The 15,995-nt window shown below is 69.8% G+C and carries 13 protein-coding genes; all 13 read left to right on the forward strand.

The window, feature by feature from the left end:
* The first annotated feature begins 3 nt into the window (after positions 1 to 3).
* The gene (locus IF11_RS0123350) at positions 4 to 432 is read left to right on the forward strand and encodes a Rieske (2Fe-2S) protein (protein ID WP_030353654.1); all 429 of its coding nucleotides are present in this window, start codon (positions 4 to 6) and stop codon (positions 430 to 432) included.
* Between the two features lie 61 nt (positions 433 to 493).
* Positions 494 to 2,509: an excinuclease ABC subunit UvrC gene (uvrC, locus tag IF11_RS0123355; protein WP_030353655.1), complete on the forward strand. Its 2,016-nt coding sequence runs from the start codon at positions 494 to 496 to the stop codon at positions 2,507 to 2,509.
* The gene (gene rapZ, locus IF11_RS0123360; protein WP_030353656.1) at positions 2,502 to 3,440 is read left to right on the forward strand and encodes an RNase adapter RapZ; all 939 of its coding nucleotides are present in this window, start codon (positions 2,502 to 2,504) and stop codon (positions 3,438 to 3,440) included. The genes uvrC and rapZ overlap by 8 nt, the downstream gene beginning before the upstream one ends.
* The gene (locus IF11_RS0123365) at positions 3,437 to 4,471 is read left to right on the forward strand and encodes a gluconeogenesis factor YvcK family protein (RefSeq protein WP_030353657.1); all 1,035 of its coding nucleotides are present in this window, start codon (positions 3,437 to 3,439) and stop codon (positions 4,469 to 4,471) included. The genes rapZ and IF11_RS0123365 overlap by 4 nt, the downstream gene beginning before the upstream one ends.
* A complete protein-coding gene (gene whiA, locus IF11_RS0123370) occupies positions 4,462 to 5,451 on the forward strand; it encodes a DNA-binding protein WhiA (RefSeq protein ID WP_030353658.1) in 990 nt (329 codons plus the stop codon). Before IF11_RS0123365 ends, whiA begins: the two co-directional genes overlap by 10 nt.
* Positions 5,452 to 5,696: 245 nt before the next feature.
* On the forward strand, positions 5,697 to 8,660 hold the full coding sequence (locus IF11_RS0123375; RefSeq protein ID WP_030353659.1) for a M14 family metallopeptidase: 2,964 nt from the start codon (positions 5,697 to 5,699) through the stop codon (positions 8,658 to 8,660).
* Positions 8,661 to 8,844: 184 nt separating this feature from the next.
* The gene (gene gap / locus IF11_RS0123380) at positions 8,845 to 9,849 is read left to right on the forward strand and encodes a type I glyceraldehyde-3-phosphate dehydrogenase (RefSeq protein ID WP_030353660.1); all 1,005 of its coding nucleotides are present in this window, start codon (positions 8,845 to 8,847) and stop codon (positions 9,847 to 9,849) included.
* Between the two features lie 125 nt (positions 9,850 to 9,974).
* A complete protein-coding gene (locus tag IF11_RS0123385; protein WP_030353661.1) occupies positions 9,975 to 11,186 on the forward strand; it encodes a phosphoglycerate kinase in 1,212 nt (403 codons plus the stop codon).
* 7 nt (positions 11,187 to 11,193) lie between these two features.
* On the forward strand, positions 11,194 to 11,988 hold the full coding sequence (gene tpiA / locus IF11_RS0123390) for a triose-phosphate isomerase (protein WP_030353662.1): 795 nt from the start codon (positions 11,194 to 11,196) through the stop codon (positions 11,986 to 11,988).
* Positions 11,989 to 12,166: 178 nt separating this feature from the next.
* Positions 12,167 to 12,397: a preprotein translocase subunit SecG gene (gene secG, locus IF11_RS0123395; RefSeq protein WP_030353663.1), complete on the forward strand. Its 231-nt coding sequence runs from the start codon at positions 12,167 to 12,169 to the stop codon at positions 12,395 to 12,397.
* A 170-nt stretch (positions 12,398 to 12,567) separates the two neighbouring features.
* Positions 12,568 to 12,903 (forward strand): RNA polymerase-binding protein RbpA, encoded by a 336-nt coding sequence (locus IF11_RS0123400; protein ID WP_078490869.1) that lies wholly within the window; start codon positions 12,568 to 12,570, stop codon positions 12,901 to 12,903.
* Between the two features lie 167 nt (positions 12,904 to 13,070).
* Positions 13,071 to 14,282, forward strand: coding sequence for an MFS transporter (locus IF11_RS0123405; protein WP_030353665.1), 1,212 nt, complete (start codon positions 13,071 to 13,073; stop codon positions 14,280 to 14,282).
* A gap of 58 nt (positions 14,283 to 14,340) precedes the next feature.
* The gene (gene pgi / locus IF11_RS0123410; RefSeq protein WP_030353666.1) at positions 14,341 to 15,993 is read left to right on the forward strand and encodes a glucose-6-phosphate isomerase; all 1,653 of its coding nucleotides are present in this window, start codon (positions 14,341 to 14,343) and stop codon (positions 15,991 to 15,993) included.
* Positions 15,994 to 15,995: the final 2 nt, after the last annotated feature.

Raw genomic sequence — 15,995 nt, forward strand, 5'->3', positions numbered from 1 at the left:
ACCATGGCCGGCCCGTCCGCAGCTCGCCGCACCGTGCTGAAGGGCGCCGCGCTCGCCGGTGCGGCCGGACTGGGGGTGGCGGCCTGCTCCACCGAGTCGAAGCTGGGCCACGGCGAGAACCCCACCCCTACCGCACCGGTCGACCTCGGCGCGGCGGCGGATGTGCCGGTCGGCGGTGCGAAGCTCTACCGGGACCAGCGACTGGTGGTGAGCTGCCCCGCGAAGGGGGAGTACAAGGCGTTCAGCGCGCAGTGCACCCACGCGGGCTGCCTCCTGGAGAAACTGGAGGGCACGGTGGGTGACTGCCCGTGCCACGGCAGCAAGTTCGACGTCACCACCGGCAAGGCTCTCCAGGGCCCGGCGACCGCGTCGCTGCCCGAGGTCCCGGTCACGGCGGAGGGCGGCAAGCTCATCGCGGGCCCCAAGGCCTGAGGACCCCGGGCGGTACCCCGCCACGGCCACACTGTCGGTCCCCGACAGTAGGGTGGACGGCATGGCCGACCCCTCCAGCTACCGCCCCAAGCCGGGACAGATCCCCGACTCGCCGGGGGTCTACAGGTTCCGCGACGACCACCGGCGGGTGATCTATGTCGGGAAGGCGAAAAGCCTGCGGCAGCGGCTCGCCAACTACTTCCAGGACCTCGCGGGTCTGCACCCGCGTACCCGCACCATGGTCACCACCGCCGCGTCCGTCGAGTGGACCGTCGTCTCCACCGAGGTCGAGGCGCTCCAGCTGGAGTACTCCTGGATCAAGGAGTACGACCCCCGGTTCAACGTCAAGTACCGCGACGACAAGAGCTATCCGTTCCTCGCCGTCACGCTGAACGAGGAGTTCCCCCGGGTCCAGGTGATGCGCGGCGCCAAGAAGAAGGGCGTGCGCTACTTCGGCCCTTACGGACACGCCTGGGCCATCCGCGAGACCGTCGATCTGATGCTCCGTGTGTTTCCCGTACGGACGTGCTCCACCGGGGTGTTCAAGAACGCGGCGCGCACCGGCCGCCCCTGTCTCCTCGGCTACATCGGCAAGTGCTCGGCGCCCTGCGTCGGCCGGGTCACCCCCGAGGAACACCGCGAACTGGCCGAGGAATTCTGCGACTTCATGGCCGGCCGCACCGGCACATACATCCGCCGGCTGGAGCAGCGGATGACGGACGCCGCCGAGGAGATGGAGTACGAGAAGGCGGGCCGGCTGCGTGACGACATAGGCGCGCTGCGCCGCGCGATGGAGAAGAACGCCGTCGTGCTCGCCGATGCCACGGACGCCGACCTCATCGCGGTGGCCGAGGACGAGTTGGAAGCGGCCGTACAGATCTTCCATGTCCGCGGCGGCCGGGTCCGCGGCCAGCGCGGCTGGGTCACCGACAAGGTCGAGGCCGTGGAGACGGCGGGGCTCGTCGAGCACGCGCTCCAGCAGCTGTACGGGGAGGAGAGCGGCGACGCCGTCCCCAAGGAGGTGCTCGTCCCCGCGCTGCCGGAGGACGCGGAGGCGGTCACCCAGTGGCTGAGCGAGCGCCGTGGGTCCCAGGTCTCGCTGCGGATTCCGCAGCGCGGTGACAAGAAGGACCTGATGGCGACGGTCGGGCGCAATGCCCAGCAGTCGCTGGTCCTGCACAAGACCAAGCGCGCCAGCGATCTCACCACCCGTTCCCGGGCCCTGGAGGAGATCGCGGAGGCCCTCGGTCTGGACAGCGCGCCGCTGCGTATCGAGTGCTTCGACATCTCGCATCTCCAGGGTGACGATGTCGTGGCGTCCATGGTGGTTTTCGAGGACGGCCTCGCCCGTAAGGGTGAGTACCGCCGGTTCCAGATCAAGACTTTCGAGGGACAGGACGACGTCCGGTCGATGCACGAGGTCATCGGGCGGCGCTTCCGGCGCTATCTCCAGGAGAAGGAGCGGACCGGGGAGTGGCCCGAGCAGCCGGAGCAGCCGGATGACTCCGAGCCGGCCGGCCCGCTGGACCAGCCCGGACGTGAGGACGACGGCCGCCCCAAGCGCTTCGCCTACCCGCCCCAGCTGGTGGTCGTCGACGGCGGACAGCCGCAGGTCGCGGCGGCCAAGCGGGCCCTGGACGAGCTGGGCATCGACGATGTCGCCGTCTGCGGTCTCGCCAAGCGCCTCGAAGAGGTCTGGGTGCCCGGCGAGAGCGACCCGGTGGTCCTGCCCCGCTCCAGCGAGGGGCTCTATCTGCTCCAGCGCGTACGGGACGAGGCGCACCGCTTCGCCATCACGTACCAGCGGGCCAAGCGGGCCAAGCGCGTCAGGTCGAGCCCGCTGGACGATGTGCCCGGCCTCGGCGAGTCCCGGAAGCAGTCGCTGATCAAGCATTTCGGCTCGGTGAAGAAGCTGCGGCAGGCGACAATCGACCAGATCTGTGAGGTTCCGGGCGTGGGCCGCAAAACGGCCGAGTCCGTCGTCGTGGCCTTCGCCAAGGCGGCCCCGGCGGCACCCGCCGTGAACACGGCAACAGGAGAGATCATGGAAGACAACGGGGGCAGCACGCATGACTGAGCACGACCGGGACGGAGCAGGGCACGTGAGTACGGGCACCACAAACGAGACGGGTGAGGCCGTCGAGGCGGCCATCCCCGAACTGGTGATCATCTCCGGTATGTCGGGCGCCGGCCGCAGCACCGCGGCCAAGTGTCTGGAGGACCTCGGCTGGTTCGTCGTGGACAACCTGCCGCCCGCGCTGATCCCCACCATGGTGGAGCTCGGCGCCCGCTCGCAGGGCAATGTGGCGCGGATCGCGGTCGTGGTCGACGTACGGGGGCGGCGGTTCTTCGACAACCTCCGCGAGTCCCTGGCCGACCTCGACGCCAAGGAGGTGACCCGGCGGGTCGTCTTCCTGGAGTCCTCCGACGAGGCGCTGGTGCGCCGCTTCGAATCCGTACGCCGCCCGCACCCGCTCCAGGGTGACGGCCGGATCGTCGACGGCATCGAGGCGGAGCGGGAGCTGCTGCGCGAGCTGCGCGGCGACGCGGATCTGGTGATCGACACCTCCAGCCTCAACGTCCACGAACTGCGCGCCAAGATGGACGCCCAGTTCGCCGGGGACGAGAAGCCGGAGCTGCGGGCCACCGTCATGTCGTTCGGCTACAAGTACGGCCTGCCGGTCGACGCCGACCTGGTGGTGGACTGCCGGTTCCTGCCCAACCCGCACTGGGTCCCCGAGCTGCGGCCCTTCACCGGGCTCAACGAGGAGGTGTCCGCGTATGTCTTCAACCAGCCGGGCGCCAAGGAGTTCCTCGACCGCTACACCGAGCTGCTCCAGCTGATCGCCGCGGGCTACCGCCGCGAGGGCAAGCGCTATGTGACCGTCGCCGTCGGCTGCACCGGCGGCAAGCACCGTTCCGTCGCCATGTCCGAGAGGCTCGGCGCGCGCCTCGCCTCCGAAGGCATCGAGACCGTCGTCGTCCACCGGGACATGGGGCGCGAGTGACCGGACGCACCTTCCGCATGCGCCGGCTGCGCAGGGGTGTCCCCGCGCTGTCGGCGCGGGGGCGCGGCGCCCAGCCCAAGGTCGTCGCGCTCGGCGGCGGGATGGGCCTGTCGGCCTCCCTCGCGGCGCTCCGCCGGATCACCGGCGATCTCACCGCCGTCGTCACCGTCGCCGATGACGGCGGCTCCAGCGGCCGGCTCCGGGAGGAGCTGGGTGTCCTGCCGCCCGGCGATCTGCGCAAGGCGCTGGCGGCGCTCTGCGGTGACGACGACTGGGGCCAGACCTGGGCGCGGGTGATCCAGCACCGCTTCCAGTCGCAGGGCGACCTCCACGAGCACGCGGTGGGCAATCTGCTGATCGTCGCCCTCTGGGAGCAGCTGGGCGACCATGTGCAGGCCCTCGACCTGGTCGGCAAGCTCCTCGGGGCGCACGGCCGGGTGCTGCCCATGTCCGCCGTACCGCTGGAGCTCCAGGCGCTCGTACGGGGCCATGACCCGGCGCGTCCCGACCAGGTCGACAAGGTGCGCGGCCAGGCCACCGTCGCGCTCACCCGCGGTGAGGTGCAGTCCGTCCATCTGGTGCCGCACGACCCGCCGGCCGTCCCCGAGGCGGTCGCCGCGGTGCTGGACGCCGACTGGGTGGTGCTCGGCCCCGGCTCCTGGTTCTCCTCGGTGATCCCGCATCTTCTGGTGCCCGAGTTGCTCGACGCGCTCGTCGAGACGAAGGCGCGCCGGGTCCTCTCGCTGAACCTCGCGCCGCAACCCGGTGAAACCGAAGGCTTCTCACCGCAGCGTCATTTGGAGGTTTTGGGGCGACACGCCCCTAAACTCGCCCTGGACGTGGTGCTGGCCGACCAGGCCGCCGTGCCCGACCGCGATTCACTCTCCGATGCCGCAAAGCGGTTCGGTGCCGCGGTCGAGCTGGCGCCGGTGGCAGCGCCCGACAGTTCCCCGGTCCATGATCCGGAGCTGTTGGCAGCCGCGTACGACCGTATTTTTCGGATGCATGGAAGGATCGGCCCATGGCGATGACGCCAGCGGTGAAGGACGAGATCGCCCGCCTCCCCGTCACCCGGACGTGCTGCAGGAAGGCTGAGGTCTCGGCGATCCTCCGGTTCGCGGGCGGGCTGCACCTGGTGAGCGGCCGCATTGTGATCGAGGCGGAGCTGGACACCAGCATCGCCGCGCGCCGGCTCCGCAAGGACATCCTGGAGATCTTCGGGCACAACTCCGAGCTCGTCGTGATGGCCCCGGGCGGACTGCGCCGCGGCAGCCGTTACGTCGTACGGGTGATTACGGGCGGTGATCAGCTGGCCCGGCAGACGGGACTGGTCGACGGCCGGGGCCGCCCGATCCGCGGACTGCCCCCGCAGGTCGTCTCCGGTGCCACCTGCGACGCGGAGGCGGCCTGGCGCGGCGCGTTCCTGGCGCACGGCTCGCTCACCGAGCCGGGCCGCTCCTCCTCGCTGGAGGTGACGTGCCCGGGCCCCGAGGCGGCCCTCGCGCTGGTCGGGGCCGCTCGCAGGCTCCAGATCGCCGCCAAGGCCCGTGAGGTGCGCGGGGTGGACCGGGTGGTCGTACGGGACGGTGACGCGATCGGCGCGCTGCTGACCCGGCTCGGCGCCCATGAGTCGGTGCTGGCCTGGGAGGAGCGGCGGATGCGCCGCGAGGTCCGCGCCACGGCCAACCGCCTCGCCAACTTCGACGACGCGAATCTGCGCCGGTCCGCGCGGGCCGCGGTCGCGGCGGGCGCGCGGGTGCAGCGCGCGCTGGAGATCCTCGGCGAGGAGGTGCCCGAGCATCTCGCCGCCGCGGGCCGGCTGCGGATGGAGCACAAGCAGGCATCCCTGGAGGAGCTGGGCGCGCTCGCCGACCCGCCGCTCACCAAGGACGCGGTCGCGGGACGGATCCGGCGACTGCTGGCCATGGCCGACAAGCGGGCACAGGACCTCGGGATTCCGGGTACGGAGTCCAATCTGAGCGAGGACCTGGCCGACGGGCTCGTCGGCTAGACGAGTAAGTCCGAAGTGGCGTCGTTCGCCCCTGGGGCGAGCGTGCGTGCCAGACGTTCCCGGGCAGACGGGACTTCGGACTTACTCCTCTGGTCCGCCCGCTGTTCCCAACTGCCCGCTGCCGGCACCGAATAGGTGTCGGCAGCAGGCATTTCGCCGCCCCCGGTACACCCTTGACATGATCATGGAGGGTGGTGAGCCTGGCGTCTGTCCACGGATGTGGCAGACAACAGCAAGGGGGGCACATGAGACGAAGAGCGGGATCGATCCTCGCGGCGGGCGCACTGCTGCTGGCGGGCATCACGGCGGCGCCGACCGCCCAGGCACGGCCCGGATCCGCGCCGGGAGCCGAGGCGGCACCGGGCGCGGACGCCGTGAAGGTCTTCGACGCCGAGGTCACCAAGGAGCAGATACCACTGCTTCTCGCGGCCGGCCAGGACGCCCATGAACTCACGGAGCGGGCGCCCGAGAAGGGGACGGCGAACGTCGAGCTGTTCCTCACCGACGCGCAGGCGCGCGCCCTCGCGAAACAGGGTGTCGAGGCCACCGAACGGAAGGTCTCCGCGAAGGCGGGTGCCCGGCTGCGGGCGGCGGGGGACGGGGTGTTCCGCCCGTACAGCGGCGCGGGCAACCTCCAGGAGGAGATCGTCGAGACCGGGCAGGCCAACCCCCGGATCGCCAAGGTCGTCTCCATCGGCAAGACCCTCAAGGGCCAGGACATCCTGGCCCTCAAGCTCAGCAAGGGGGCGCGGACGACCAAGGACGGGGCCAAGCCGTCCGTGCTGTACATGTCCAACCAGCACGCCAGGGAGTGGATCACTCCCGAGATGACGCGCCGGCTGATGCACCACTATGTCGACAACTACGGCAAGGACCGGCGGATCACCCAGATCGTCGACTCCACCGAACTGTGGTTCGTCCTCTCCGCCAACCCCGACGGCTACGACTACACCCACAGCTCGGACAGCGCCCGGCTGTGGCGCAAGAACCTCCGGGACGTGGACGGCGACGGAAAGATCACCTCCGGCGACGGCGTCGACCTCAACCGGAACTTCCCCTACAAGTGGGGCTACGACGACGAGGGCTCGTCGCCACGGCCCGCCAGTGAGACCTACCGCGGCGCGGCACCCGGCTCCGAGCCCGAGACCCAGGCGATCGACCGCTTCCAGAAGCGCATCGGCTTCGACTACGGCATCAACTACCACTCCGCCGCCGAACTTCTGCTCTACGGCGTGGGCTGGCAGGTCGCCACCCCGACACCCGACGACGTGCTCTACAAGGCGCTCGCCGGCACCCCCGAGAACCCCGCGGTCCCCGGCTACTACCCGCAGGTCTCCTCCGAGCTGTACACCACCAACGGCGAGGCCGACGGGCACGCGGCGAACGTCAACGGCACGATGATGTTCACCCCGGAGATGACCACCTGTCAGACCGCGTCCGCGCTCGACCCGGACGACGCCTGGGAGGCCAGGGACTGCCGGTCCGGCTTCAACTTCCCCGACGACGAGAAGCTGATCCAGGACGAGTTCGCCAAGAACGTCCCCTTCGCGCTCTCCGTCGCCGAGACCGCCGCCCACCCCGACCAGCCCTCCTCCCCGGTCGGCCTGACCGCCCCCGACTTCACCCCCGACCCGTTCACCACCTCGTACGCGCGCGGCGGCGACCAGGAGGTCTCCGTCACCGCCCGCAGGTCGGTCCGGGACAAGGAGCTCAACTACCGCGTCAACGGCGGCCGTACGCACGACGAGGACCTCAAGGCCTGGAAGGGCGGCGAGACCTACGGAGGCGAGGACAACCTCCACTTCGACGAGTACCGCGCCGAGATCGAGGACGCTCGTCCGGGTGACACCGTCGAGGTCTGGTTCACCGGACGGACGAAGAGCGGAAAGCCCACCTCCAGCGAGCACTTCAGCTATACCGTCGCCGAACGCCCCCGCGCCGACACGCTCGTGGTCGCCGAGGAGGGCGCGCCCGCGCAGCAGCTCCGCGCCTACACCGACGCCCTGCGCGCCAACGGCCGTACCGCCGCTGTTTGGGATGTCGCCACCCAGGGTGCACCCCACCCGCTGGGCGTCCTCAGCCACTTCTCCACCGCGGTGCACTACACCGGCGCGGCGGCCCCGGGCGGGCCCACGCAGCTGGCCCTGCGCGCCTTCCTCAACGAGGGGGGCAAGCTGATCGAGGCCGGCCGGCGCGCGGGCGGCAACGCCCAGGTCGGGCGGACCGTGACGAACGACTTCAGCCAGTACTACCTGGGCGCGTACGGACGGACGTCCACGCCGGGCGCCACCGGCTTCACCGGTACGGGAGCGCTCGCGGGAGCGGCCGGATCGCTCGCCGGGCTGCCCGGCAACCCGCTGGACCCCGCGGGCTCCTACACCGTCACCTCCGACGTCCTCGACCCGAAGGAGTTCCCGCAGTTCAAGAGCGCGCGGTCGGGCTCGTACACGGGGGTCACGAACCCGTACGCCCCGTACGCCGGCCAGTGGATGGCGGCGGCCCTGCACCAGGACAGCGAGTGGAGCAGGCTCACCCGCACCGTCGACCTCACCGGTGTCAGCGCCGCCGACAAGCCCGCGCTCCGCTTCGCGCTCAACTGGAACACGGAACAGGGGTACGACCACGCCGTCCTGGAGGCCCGCACCGCGGGGGCCGAGGACTGGACCACCCTTCCCGAGGCCGGCGGCGCGACCAGCGCGGCCGTCCCCACCGAGTGCGAGGCCGGGTTCTACCTCGAAGGCCATCCCTTCCTCGGCCACTATCTGACCCTCGGCGCGGACGGCTGCGCCGCGACCGGAACCAGCGGCTCCTGGAACAGCTTCACCGGCAGCTCGAACGGCTGGCGTCAGGTCTCCTTCGATCTGAGCGCCTACGCGGGCAAGAAGGCCGAGATCTCGCTCAGCTACATCACCGACCCCGGCAGCGGCGGATTCGGGCTCTTCGCGGACGACGCGAGGCTCGTGGTGGGCGGATCGGAGCGCGAGTCCGAGGGCTTCGAGACCTCTCTCGGCGTCTGGACCACGCCCGGGGCGCCGGCCGGCAGTCCCGTCGTGGAGGGGGACTGGGCCCGCGCCCAGGAGCTGTTCACCTCGTACGCCTCGGTCACTACGCGTAACACCGTGCTGTTCGGTTTCGGCCTGGAGCATGTGCCGGACGCCGGGGAGCGCGCGGCGCTGCTCGGCAAAGCGCTGCGCGCCCTGCGGCGCTGAGCTTTGGGCACCGGGTCCGCGGCGGCTCGTCAACCCGTATCCACGGGTTGGGGCCGCCGCGGGTCCGCGAGGCCACTCGATGTCACCGCGCGGCCCGTGGAGAGGTAGGGTCATAAGCGGTCGGGGACATCCCATACAACTCGCCGGCGTCGAATACCCGGCGTACCAACGAGGAGATCGGTTCGTGACGATCCGCGTAGGCATCAACGGCTTTGGCCGCATCGGTCGTAACTACTTCCGCGCGCTGCTGGAGCAGGGTGCAGACATCGAGATCGTGGCTGTCAACGACCTGGGTGACACTGCGACCACGGCGCATCTGCTGAAGTACGACACCATCCTGGGCCGCCTCAAGGCCGAGGTGACCCACACCGCCGACACGATCACGGTCGACGGCCACACCATCAAGGTGCTCTCGGAGCGCAACCCGGCCGACATCCCCTGGGGTGAGCTGGGCGTCGACATCGTCATCGAGTCGACCGGCATCTTCACCAAGAAGGCCGACGCCTCGAAGCACATCGCGGGTGGCGCCAAGAAGGTCCTCATCTCGGCTCCGGCCAAGGACGAGGACATCACCATCGTGATGGGCGTCAACCAGGACAAGTACGACGCGGCCAAGCACCACGTCATCTCGAACGCCTCCTGCACCACCAACTGTGTGGCGCCGATGGCCAAGGTTCTCCTGGAGAACTTCGGCATCGTCAAGGGCATGATGACGACGGTCCACGCGTACACCAACGACCAGCGCATCCTGGACTTCCCGCACAGCGACCTGCGCCGCGCGCGTGCCGCCGCGGAGAACATCATTCCGACCACCACCGGTGCCGCCAAGGCCACCGCGCTGGTGATCCCGGAGCTGGCGGGCAAGCTCGACGGCATCGCGATGCGCGTCCCGGTCCCGACGGGCTCCGTCACCGACCTCGTCATCGAGCTGGAGCGCGAGGTGACCAAGGACGAGGTCAACACCGCGTTCCAGAAGGCCGCCGAGGGCCAGCTCAAGGGCATCCTGGACTACACCGAGGACGCGATCGTCTCCTCGGACATCGTCAACTGGCCGGCCTCCTGCACGTTCGACTCCTCCCTGACCATGGTCCAGGGCAAGAACGTCAAGGTCATCGGCTGGTACGACAACGAGTGGGGCTACTCCAACCGTCTGGTCGACCTGACCGTCTTCGTCGGCGGCCAGCTCTGATCCAGGGCCGCTGAGTTCAGGGCCGGTAGGCATCTCGGTATGAGCGACAGGGCTCGGCCGGCGCACAAGCGGCGCTGTTCGAGCCCTGTTGGCCTGTCCAGACATCCCAAGGAGTCCCGCAGCAGATGAAGACGATCGACGAACTTCTCGCCGAAGGGGTCGCGGGAAAGCGGGTATTCGTCCGCGCCGACCTCAATGTGCCGCTCGCCGGCACCACCATCACCGACGACGGCCGTATCCGGGCCGTACAGCCGACGGTCGCCCGGCTCGCCGAAGCCGGCGCCCGGGTCATCGTCGCCTCCCATCTGGGCCGCCCCAAGGGCGCCCCGGACCCCGCCTTCTCGCTCGCCCCCGCCGCCGCGCGCCTCGGTGAACTCCTGGGCGCCGACGTGGCGTTCGCGACCGACACGGTCGGCGAGTCCGCCAAGGCCGTGGTCGCGGCCCTGGCCGACGGCCAGGTCGCCGTCCTGGAGAACCTCCGCTTCAACCCGGGCGAGACCTCGAAGGACGACGCCGAGCGCGGCGCCTTCGCCGACGACCTCGCCGAGCTGGCCGATCTCTATGTGGGCGACGGCTTCGGGGCCGTGCACCGCAAGCACGCCTCCGTCTACGATCTGCCGGCCCGTCTGCCGCACGCCGCGGGCTATCTGATCGCCACCGAGGTCGGTGTCCTCAAGAAGCTCACCGACGACGTCAAGCGGCCCTACGCCGTGGTCCTCGGCGGCGCCAAGGTCTCCGACAAGCTCGGGGTCATCGACCATCTCCTGGAGAAGGCCGACCGCATCCTGATCGGCGGCGGCATGGTCTTCACCTTCCTCAAGGCGCAGGGCCACGAGACCGGTTCCTCGCTGCTCCAGGAGGACCAGATCCCGGCGGTCCAGGACTATCTGAGGCGGGCCGACGAGCGCGGGGTGGAGTTCGTGCTCCCCGTGGACGTCCTGGTCGCGCCGGAGTTCCCGGACCTGAAGACCAAGGCTCCGGCTCACCCCACGACGGTGGCCGCGGACGCCATCCCGGCCGGACAGATGGGCCTGGACATCGGCCCCGAGACCGGCCGCCTGTACGCCTCGAAGCTCGCCGACGCGGAGACCGTCTTCTGGAACGGTCCCATGGGCGTCTTCGAGCACCCCGACTACGCCGAGGGCACCAAGGCCGTCGCCCAGGCGCTCGTCGACTCCCCTGGCTTCTCCGTCGTCGGCGGTGGCGACTCCGCCGCCGCCGTCCGGATCCTGGGCTTCGACGAAAAGGCATTCGGCCATATCTCGACCGGTGGCGGCGCGAGCCTCGAATATCTTGAGGGCAAGACGCTCCCCGGCCTCGCGGCACTGGAGGACTGACCCCCGTATGACTGCTTCATCCGAAAAGCCCGGCCGTACCCCGCTGATGGCGGGCAACTGGAAGATGAACCTCAACCACCTTGAGGCCATCGCCCACGTCCAGAAGCTCGCCTTCGCGCTGGCCGACAAGGACTATGACGCCGTCGAGGTCGCCGTCCTGGCGCCCTTCACCGACCTGAGGTCCGTACAGACCCTGGTCGACGGCGACAAGCTCAAGATCAAGTACGGCGCCCAGGACATCTCGGCGCATGATTCCGGTGCGTACACCGGTGAGATCTCGGGCCCGATGCTGTCGAAGCTGAAGTGCGCCTACGTCGCCGTGGGCCACTCCGAGCGGCGGCAGTACCACGCCGAGACGGACGAGCTCTGCAACGCCAAGGTGAAGGCCGCGTTCAAGCACGGTCTGACCCCGATCCTCTGTGTCGGCGAGGGCCTGGACATCCGCAAGGCGGGTCAGCAGGTCGAGCACACGCTGAAGCAGCTCGACGGCGGTCTTAAGGACGTACCGGCCGACCAGGCCGAGTCCGTCGTGATCGCGTACGAGCCGGTGTGGGCCATCGGCACCGGCGAGGTCGCCACCCCGGAGGACGCCCAGGAGGTCTGCGGGGCGATCCGCGGCCGGCTGGCCGAGCTGTACTCGCAGGAGCTGGCCGACAAGGTGCGGATCCAGTACGGCGGCTCGGTGAAGTCCGGGAATGTGGCCGCGATCATGGCGCAGCCCGATGTGGACGGCGCCCTGGTGGGCGGCGCGGCGCTGGACGCCGACGAGTTCGTCAAGATCGTACGCTTCCGCGACCAGTAAGTATGCGGTAGCACGGATCCGTCGTACCCTGGCGGGGGCCGAGAGGACGCCGTCCGTGTGCGCATGGCGCGACCATGCGTATCGGAGGCGGCCGGTCGGTCCCCGTCGTTCGTTCTCAGTGGTTCGTTTTCAGTCCTGTCGGTCCTGTCAGTCCGAGGAAGTTGGTCCAGCCGTGGTTATGGGGTTCTCGATCGCCCTCATCGTCTTCAGCCTGCTGCTGATGCTGCTGGTGCTGATGCACAAGGGGAAGGGCGGCGGCCTCTCCGACATGTTCGGTGGCGGAATGCAGTCGTCCGTCGGTGGTTCCTCCGTCGCGGAGCGTAACCTCGACCGCATCACCGTGGTTGTCGGTCTGCTGTGGTTCGCGTGCATTGTCGTTCTCGGTCTGGTGCTGAAGCTGGACAGCTGACCGTACGCACGGTACGGCGGCGCGGGCGCGGCCTATCATGGGTTCCGCGCCCGGCGGCAGGGGGTAACTCCCTTCACTGGACGCGCGTTGGGCCTTACGTAGACTGGGGCGCCCGGCAGCGGAGCTGCCTCTCGATGCTTTGCGGCACCATCACGCAGGGAGTTACGACCGTGGCAAGTGGCAACGCGATCCGGGGAAGCCGGGTCGGAGCGGGGCCGATGGGTGAGGCCGAGCGTGGCGAGTCCGCGCCCCGCCTGCGCATCTCCTTCTGGTGCTCGAACGAGCACGAGACGGTGCCGAGCTTCGCCAGTGACGCGCAGGTTCCGGAGACGTGGGACTGCCCGCGCTGCGGATTCCCGGCCGGTCAGGACCGGGACAATCCGCCGGACCCGCCGCGCACCGAGCCGTACAAGACGCACCTCGCCTATGTACGGGAACGGCGCAGCGACGCGGACGGCGAAGCGATCCTCGCCGAGGCGCTCGCCAAACTGCGCGGCGAGATCTAGACACGTTTTTCCGGCCGGACACTCAACAGGTGTCCGGCCGAACCGTTTTTGCCCCCTTTCGCCCTCCTTTCGCCCCCGCTTGCTCCTGGCTCGGGGTGCCGCGCGACGACGCCGCGTTGTCAGTGGCACCGCCTACGGTCTGAATCAGTGGACCGGAAGGGGAAGTTGTGACGGCGACCGAGGCTGTGGAAGTACGGACGCCCGCGTGGCGCGGGGGGTTCGGCCGGCTCTGGTCGGCCGCGGTCGTCTCGCGATTCGGTGACGCGCTGCGGACGGCGGCGCTGCCGCTGCTCGCCGCCTCGCTCACGGACGATCCGCTGCTGATCGCCTCGGTGACGGCGTGCGGCTATCTCCCGTGGCTGCTGTTCGGACTGCTCGGCGGCGCGGTCGCCGACCGGGTCGACCAGCGGCGGGCGATGTGGAGCGTCGATCTGGTACGGGGCGCGCTGATGGCGGCCTTCGCGGCGGCCGTCGCCCTCGGCCAGGCGTCGATCGCGCTGCTGCTGGCGCTGGCCTTCACGCTTACCACGCTCCAGACGCTGTTCGACAACGCGGCCACGGCGCTGCTGCCGTCGCTGGTGCCGCGGCAGGCGCTCGGCAGTGCCAACGCCCGGCTGATGACCGGACAGCAGATCGCGGGCGGCTTTCTCGCGGCCCCGCTCGTGCCCGTGCTGCTGCTCGTCGGTGTCGCGATGCCGCACGCGGCCAACGCGCTCACCTATGGGGTGGCCGCGCTGCTGATCGCCTCGCTACGGGCCGAGCCGCCGGAGCGGGCGCCACGGAAAACGGGCTCCACGCTGCGCGGCGAGATCGCCGAGGGGATACGCACGCTGTGGCGGGACCGCACGCTGCGCGGGCTGTGTCTGGCGACGACGCTCGTCAATATCGGGATGGGCGGCGTGATCGCGACGCTGGTGCTGCATGTCACGGGCTGGCTGGACGCGGGGAACAGCGGATACGCCCTGACCCTCACCGCCTACGGGGTGGGCAGTGTGGTGGGCGGGCTGCTGGCCAAGCGGCTCGCCGAGCGGACGGGCCGCATACGCGCCGTCTTCCTCGCCGGGGCCGTCCAGACCGGCTGTCTGGTCGCGCTGGGCACGGTGCGCGAGACCTGGGCGGCGATCGTCTGCCTCGGTGTCTTCGGCGTCATGGGCATGGTGTGGAATGTGAACCAGACGACGCTGACGCAGGAGCGCAGCCCCACCGAGATGCTGGGCCGGATCAGCGCGGCGTTCCGTACGCTCGCCCTCGCGGGAGCGCCTCTCGGGGCGCTGCTGGGCGGCGTGGCGGCGGCCGGCTGGGGGCTCAACACCCCCGCCCTGCTGGCGGCCGGGCTGTTCCTGCTCGGCGCCGCGTCACTGGGCCCCCTGATCAATTAGGTTGGACGGGCAACAGGGCATGCACGCAGGTACGAGAAGAAGTGGGCTGATGTCCGAGATGAACGCGGAAAGCCGTACCAGGCTGACCCGGACGCCCGAGTGGAACGCACTGGGCAAGCACCGGGAGCAGCTGGGGCAGACGCATCTGCGAGAGCTGTTCGCCGCCGACCCGGCGCGCGGCGCCGGCTACACCCTCCAGGTGGGCGACCTCTACCTGGACTACTCCAAGCATCTGGTGACCGACGAGACACTGGCGCTGCTGCGCGAGCTGGCCGCCGCCACCGGGGTCGCCGAGCTGCGGGACGCGATGTTCCGCGGCGAGAAGATCAACACCACCGAGGACCGCGCCGTGCTGCACACGGCGCTGCGCGCCCCGCGTGACGCCGTTATCGAGGTCGACGGCGAGAATGTCGTACCGGCGGTGCACGCCGTGCTCGACAAGATGAGCGCCTTCTCCGACAGGATCAGGTCCGGCGAGTGGACCGGCCACACCGGCCGGCCCATCAAGAACGTCGTCAACATCGGTATCGGCGGCTCCGATCTCGGGCCCGCGATGGCGTACGAGGTGCTGCGGTCCTTCACCGACCGCGCGCTGACGGTGCGGTTCGTCTCCAATGTCGACGGAGCCGATCTGCACGAGGCCGTACGGGATCTGGACCCGGCCGAGACGCTGTTCATCATCGCGTCCAAGACCTTCACCACCATCGAGACCATCACCAATGCCACCTCCGCGCGCGACTGGCTGCTGAGTGGGCTCGGGGCCGGACAGGAAGCCGTCGCCAAGCACTTCGTGGCGCTCTCCACGAACAGCGCGAAGGTCTCCGAGTTCGGTATCGACACGGCCAATATGTTCGAGTTCTGGGACTGGGTCGGCGGGCGCTACTCGTACGACTCGGCCATCGGCCTCTCGCTGATGATCGCGATCGGCCCCGACAGGTTCCGCGAGATGCTCGACGGCTTCCATCTCGTCGACGAGCACTTCCGCGACGCCCCTCCGGAGGGCAACGCGCCGCTCCTGCTCGGGCTGCTGGGCGTCTGGTACGGGGCGTTCTTCGACGCCCAGTCGCACGCGGTCCTCCCGTACAGCCACTATCTGTCGAAGTTCACCGCCTATCTCCAGCAGCTGGACATGGAGTCCAACGGCAAGTCGGTGGACCGCGACGGCAATCCGGTCGACTGGCAGACCGGGCCCGTCGTCTGGGGCACGCCGGGCACCAACGGGCAGCACGCGTACTACCAGTTGATCCACCAGGGCACGAAGGTCATCCCGGCCGACTTCATCGGCTTCGCGCAGCCGGTCGCGGATCTGGCGCCCGGGCTGGTCGCGCAGCACGATCTGCTCATGGCCAACTTCTTCGCCCAGACGCAGGCGCTCGCCTTCGGCAAGACGCCCGAGGAGGTACGGGCCGAAGGGGTGGCCGAGGAGCTGGTGCCGCACAAGACGTTCCGCGGCAACCACCCGACGACCACCATCCTCGCCGAATCGCTCACCCCGTCCGTCCTGGGCCAGCTGATCGCGCTCTACGAGCACAAGGTCTTCGTCCAGGGCGCCATCTGGAACATCGACTCCTTCGACCAGTGGGGAGTCGAGCTGGGCAAGGTCCTCGCCAAGAAGATCGAGCCCGTCCTCACCGGTGACGAGCCGGGCGAGGGCCTGGACTCCTCGACCGCCACGCTGGTCGAGGCGTACCGCGGGCTGCGGGGGCGCTGAGC

The sequence above is a fragment of the Streptomyces scopuliridis RB72 genome, assembly GCF_000718095.1.
Lineage (GTDB): Bacteria > Actinomycetota > Actinomycetes > Streptomycetales > Streptomycetaceae > Streptomyces > Streptomyces scopuliridis.

Coding starts and splice junctions, on each gene's coding strand:
- IF11_RS0123350 (WP_030353654.1), top strand. CDS start 4: ATGGCCGGCCCGTCCGCAGCTCGCCGCACCGTGCTGAAGGGCGCCGCG.
- uvrC (WP_030353655.1), top strand. CDS start 494: ATGGCCGACCCCTCCAGCTACCGCCCCAAGCCGGGACAGATCCCCGAC.
- rapZ (WP_030353656.1), top strand. CDS start 2,502: ATGACTGAGCACGACCGGGACGGAGCAGGGCACGTGAGTACGGGCACC.
- whiA (WP_030353658.1), top strand. CDS start 4,462: ATGGCGATGACGCCAGCGGTGAAGGACGAGATCGCCCGCCTCCCCGTC.
- IF11_RS0123375 (WP_030353659.1), top strand. CDS start 5,697: ATGAGACGAAGAGCGGGATCGATCCTCGCGGCGGGCGCACTGCTGCTG.
- IF11_RS0123385 (WP_030353661.1), top strand. CDS start 9,975: ATGAAGACGATCGACGAACTTCTCGCCGAAGGGGTCGCGGGAAAGCGG.
- tpiA (WP_030353662.1), top strand. CDS start 11,194: ATGACTGCTTCATCCGAAAAGCCCGGCCGTACCCCGCTGATGGCGGGC.
- secG (WP_030353663.1), top strand. CDS start 12,167: ATGGGGTTCTCGATCGCCCTCATCGTCTTCAGCCTGCTGCTGATGCTG.
- pgi (WP_030353666.1), top strand. CDS start 14,341: ATGAACGCGGAAAGCCGTACCAGGCTGACCCGGACGCCCGAGTGGAAC.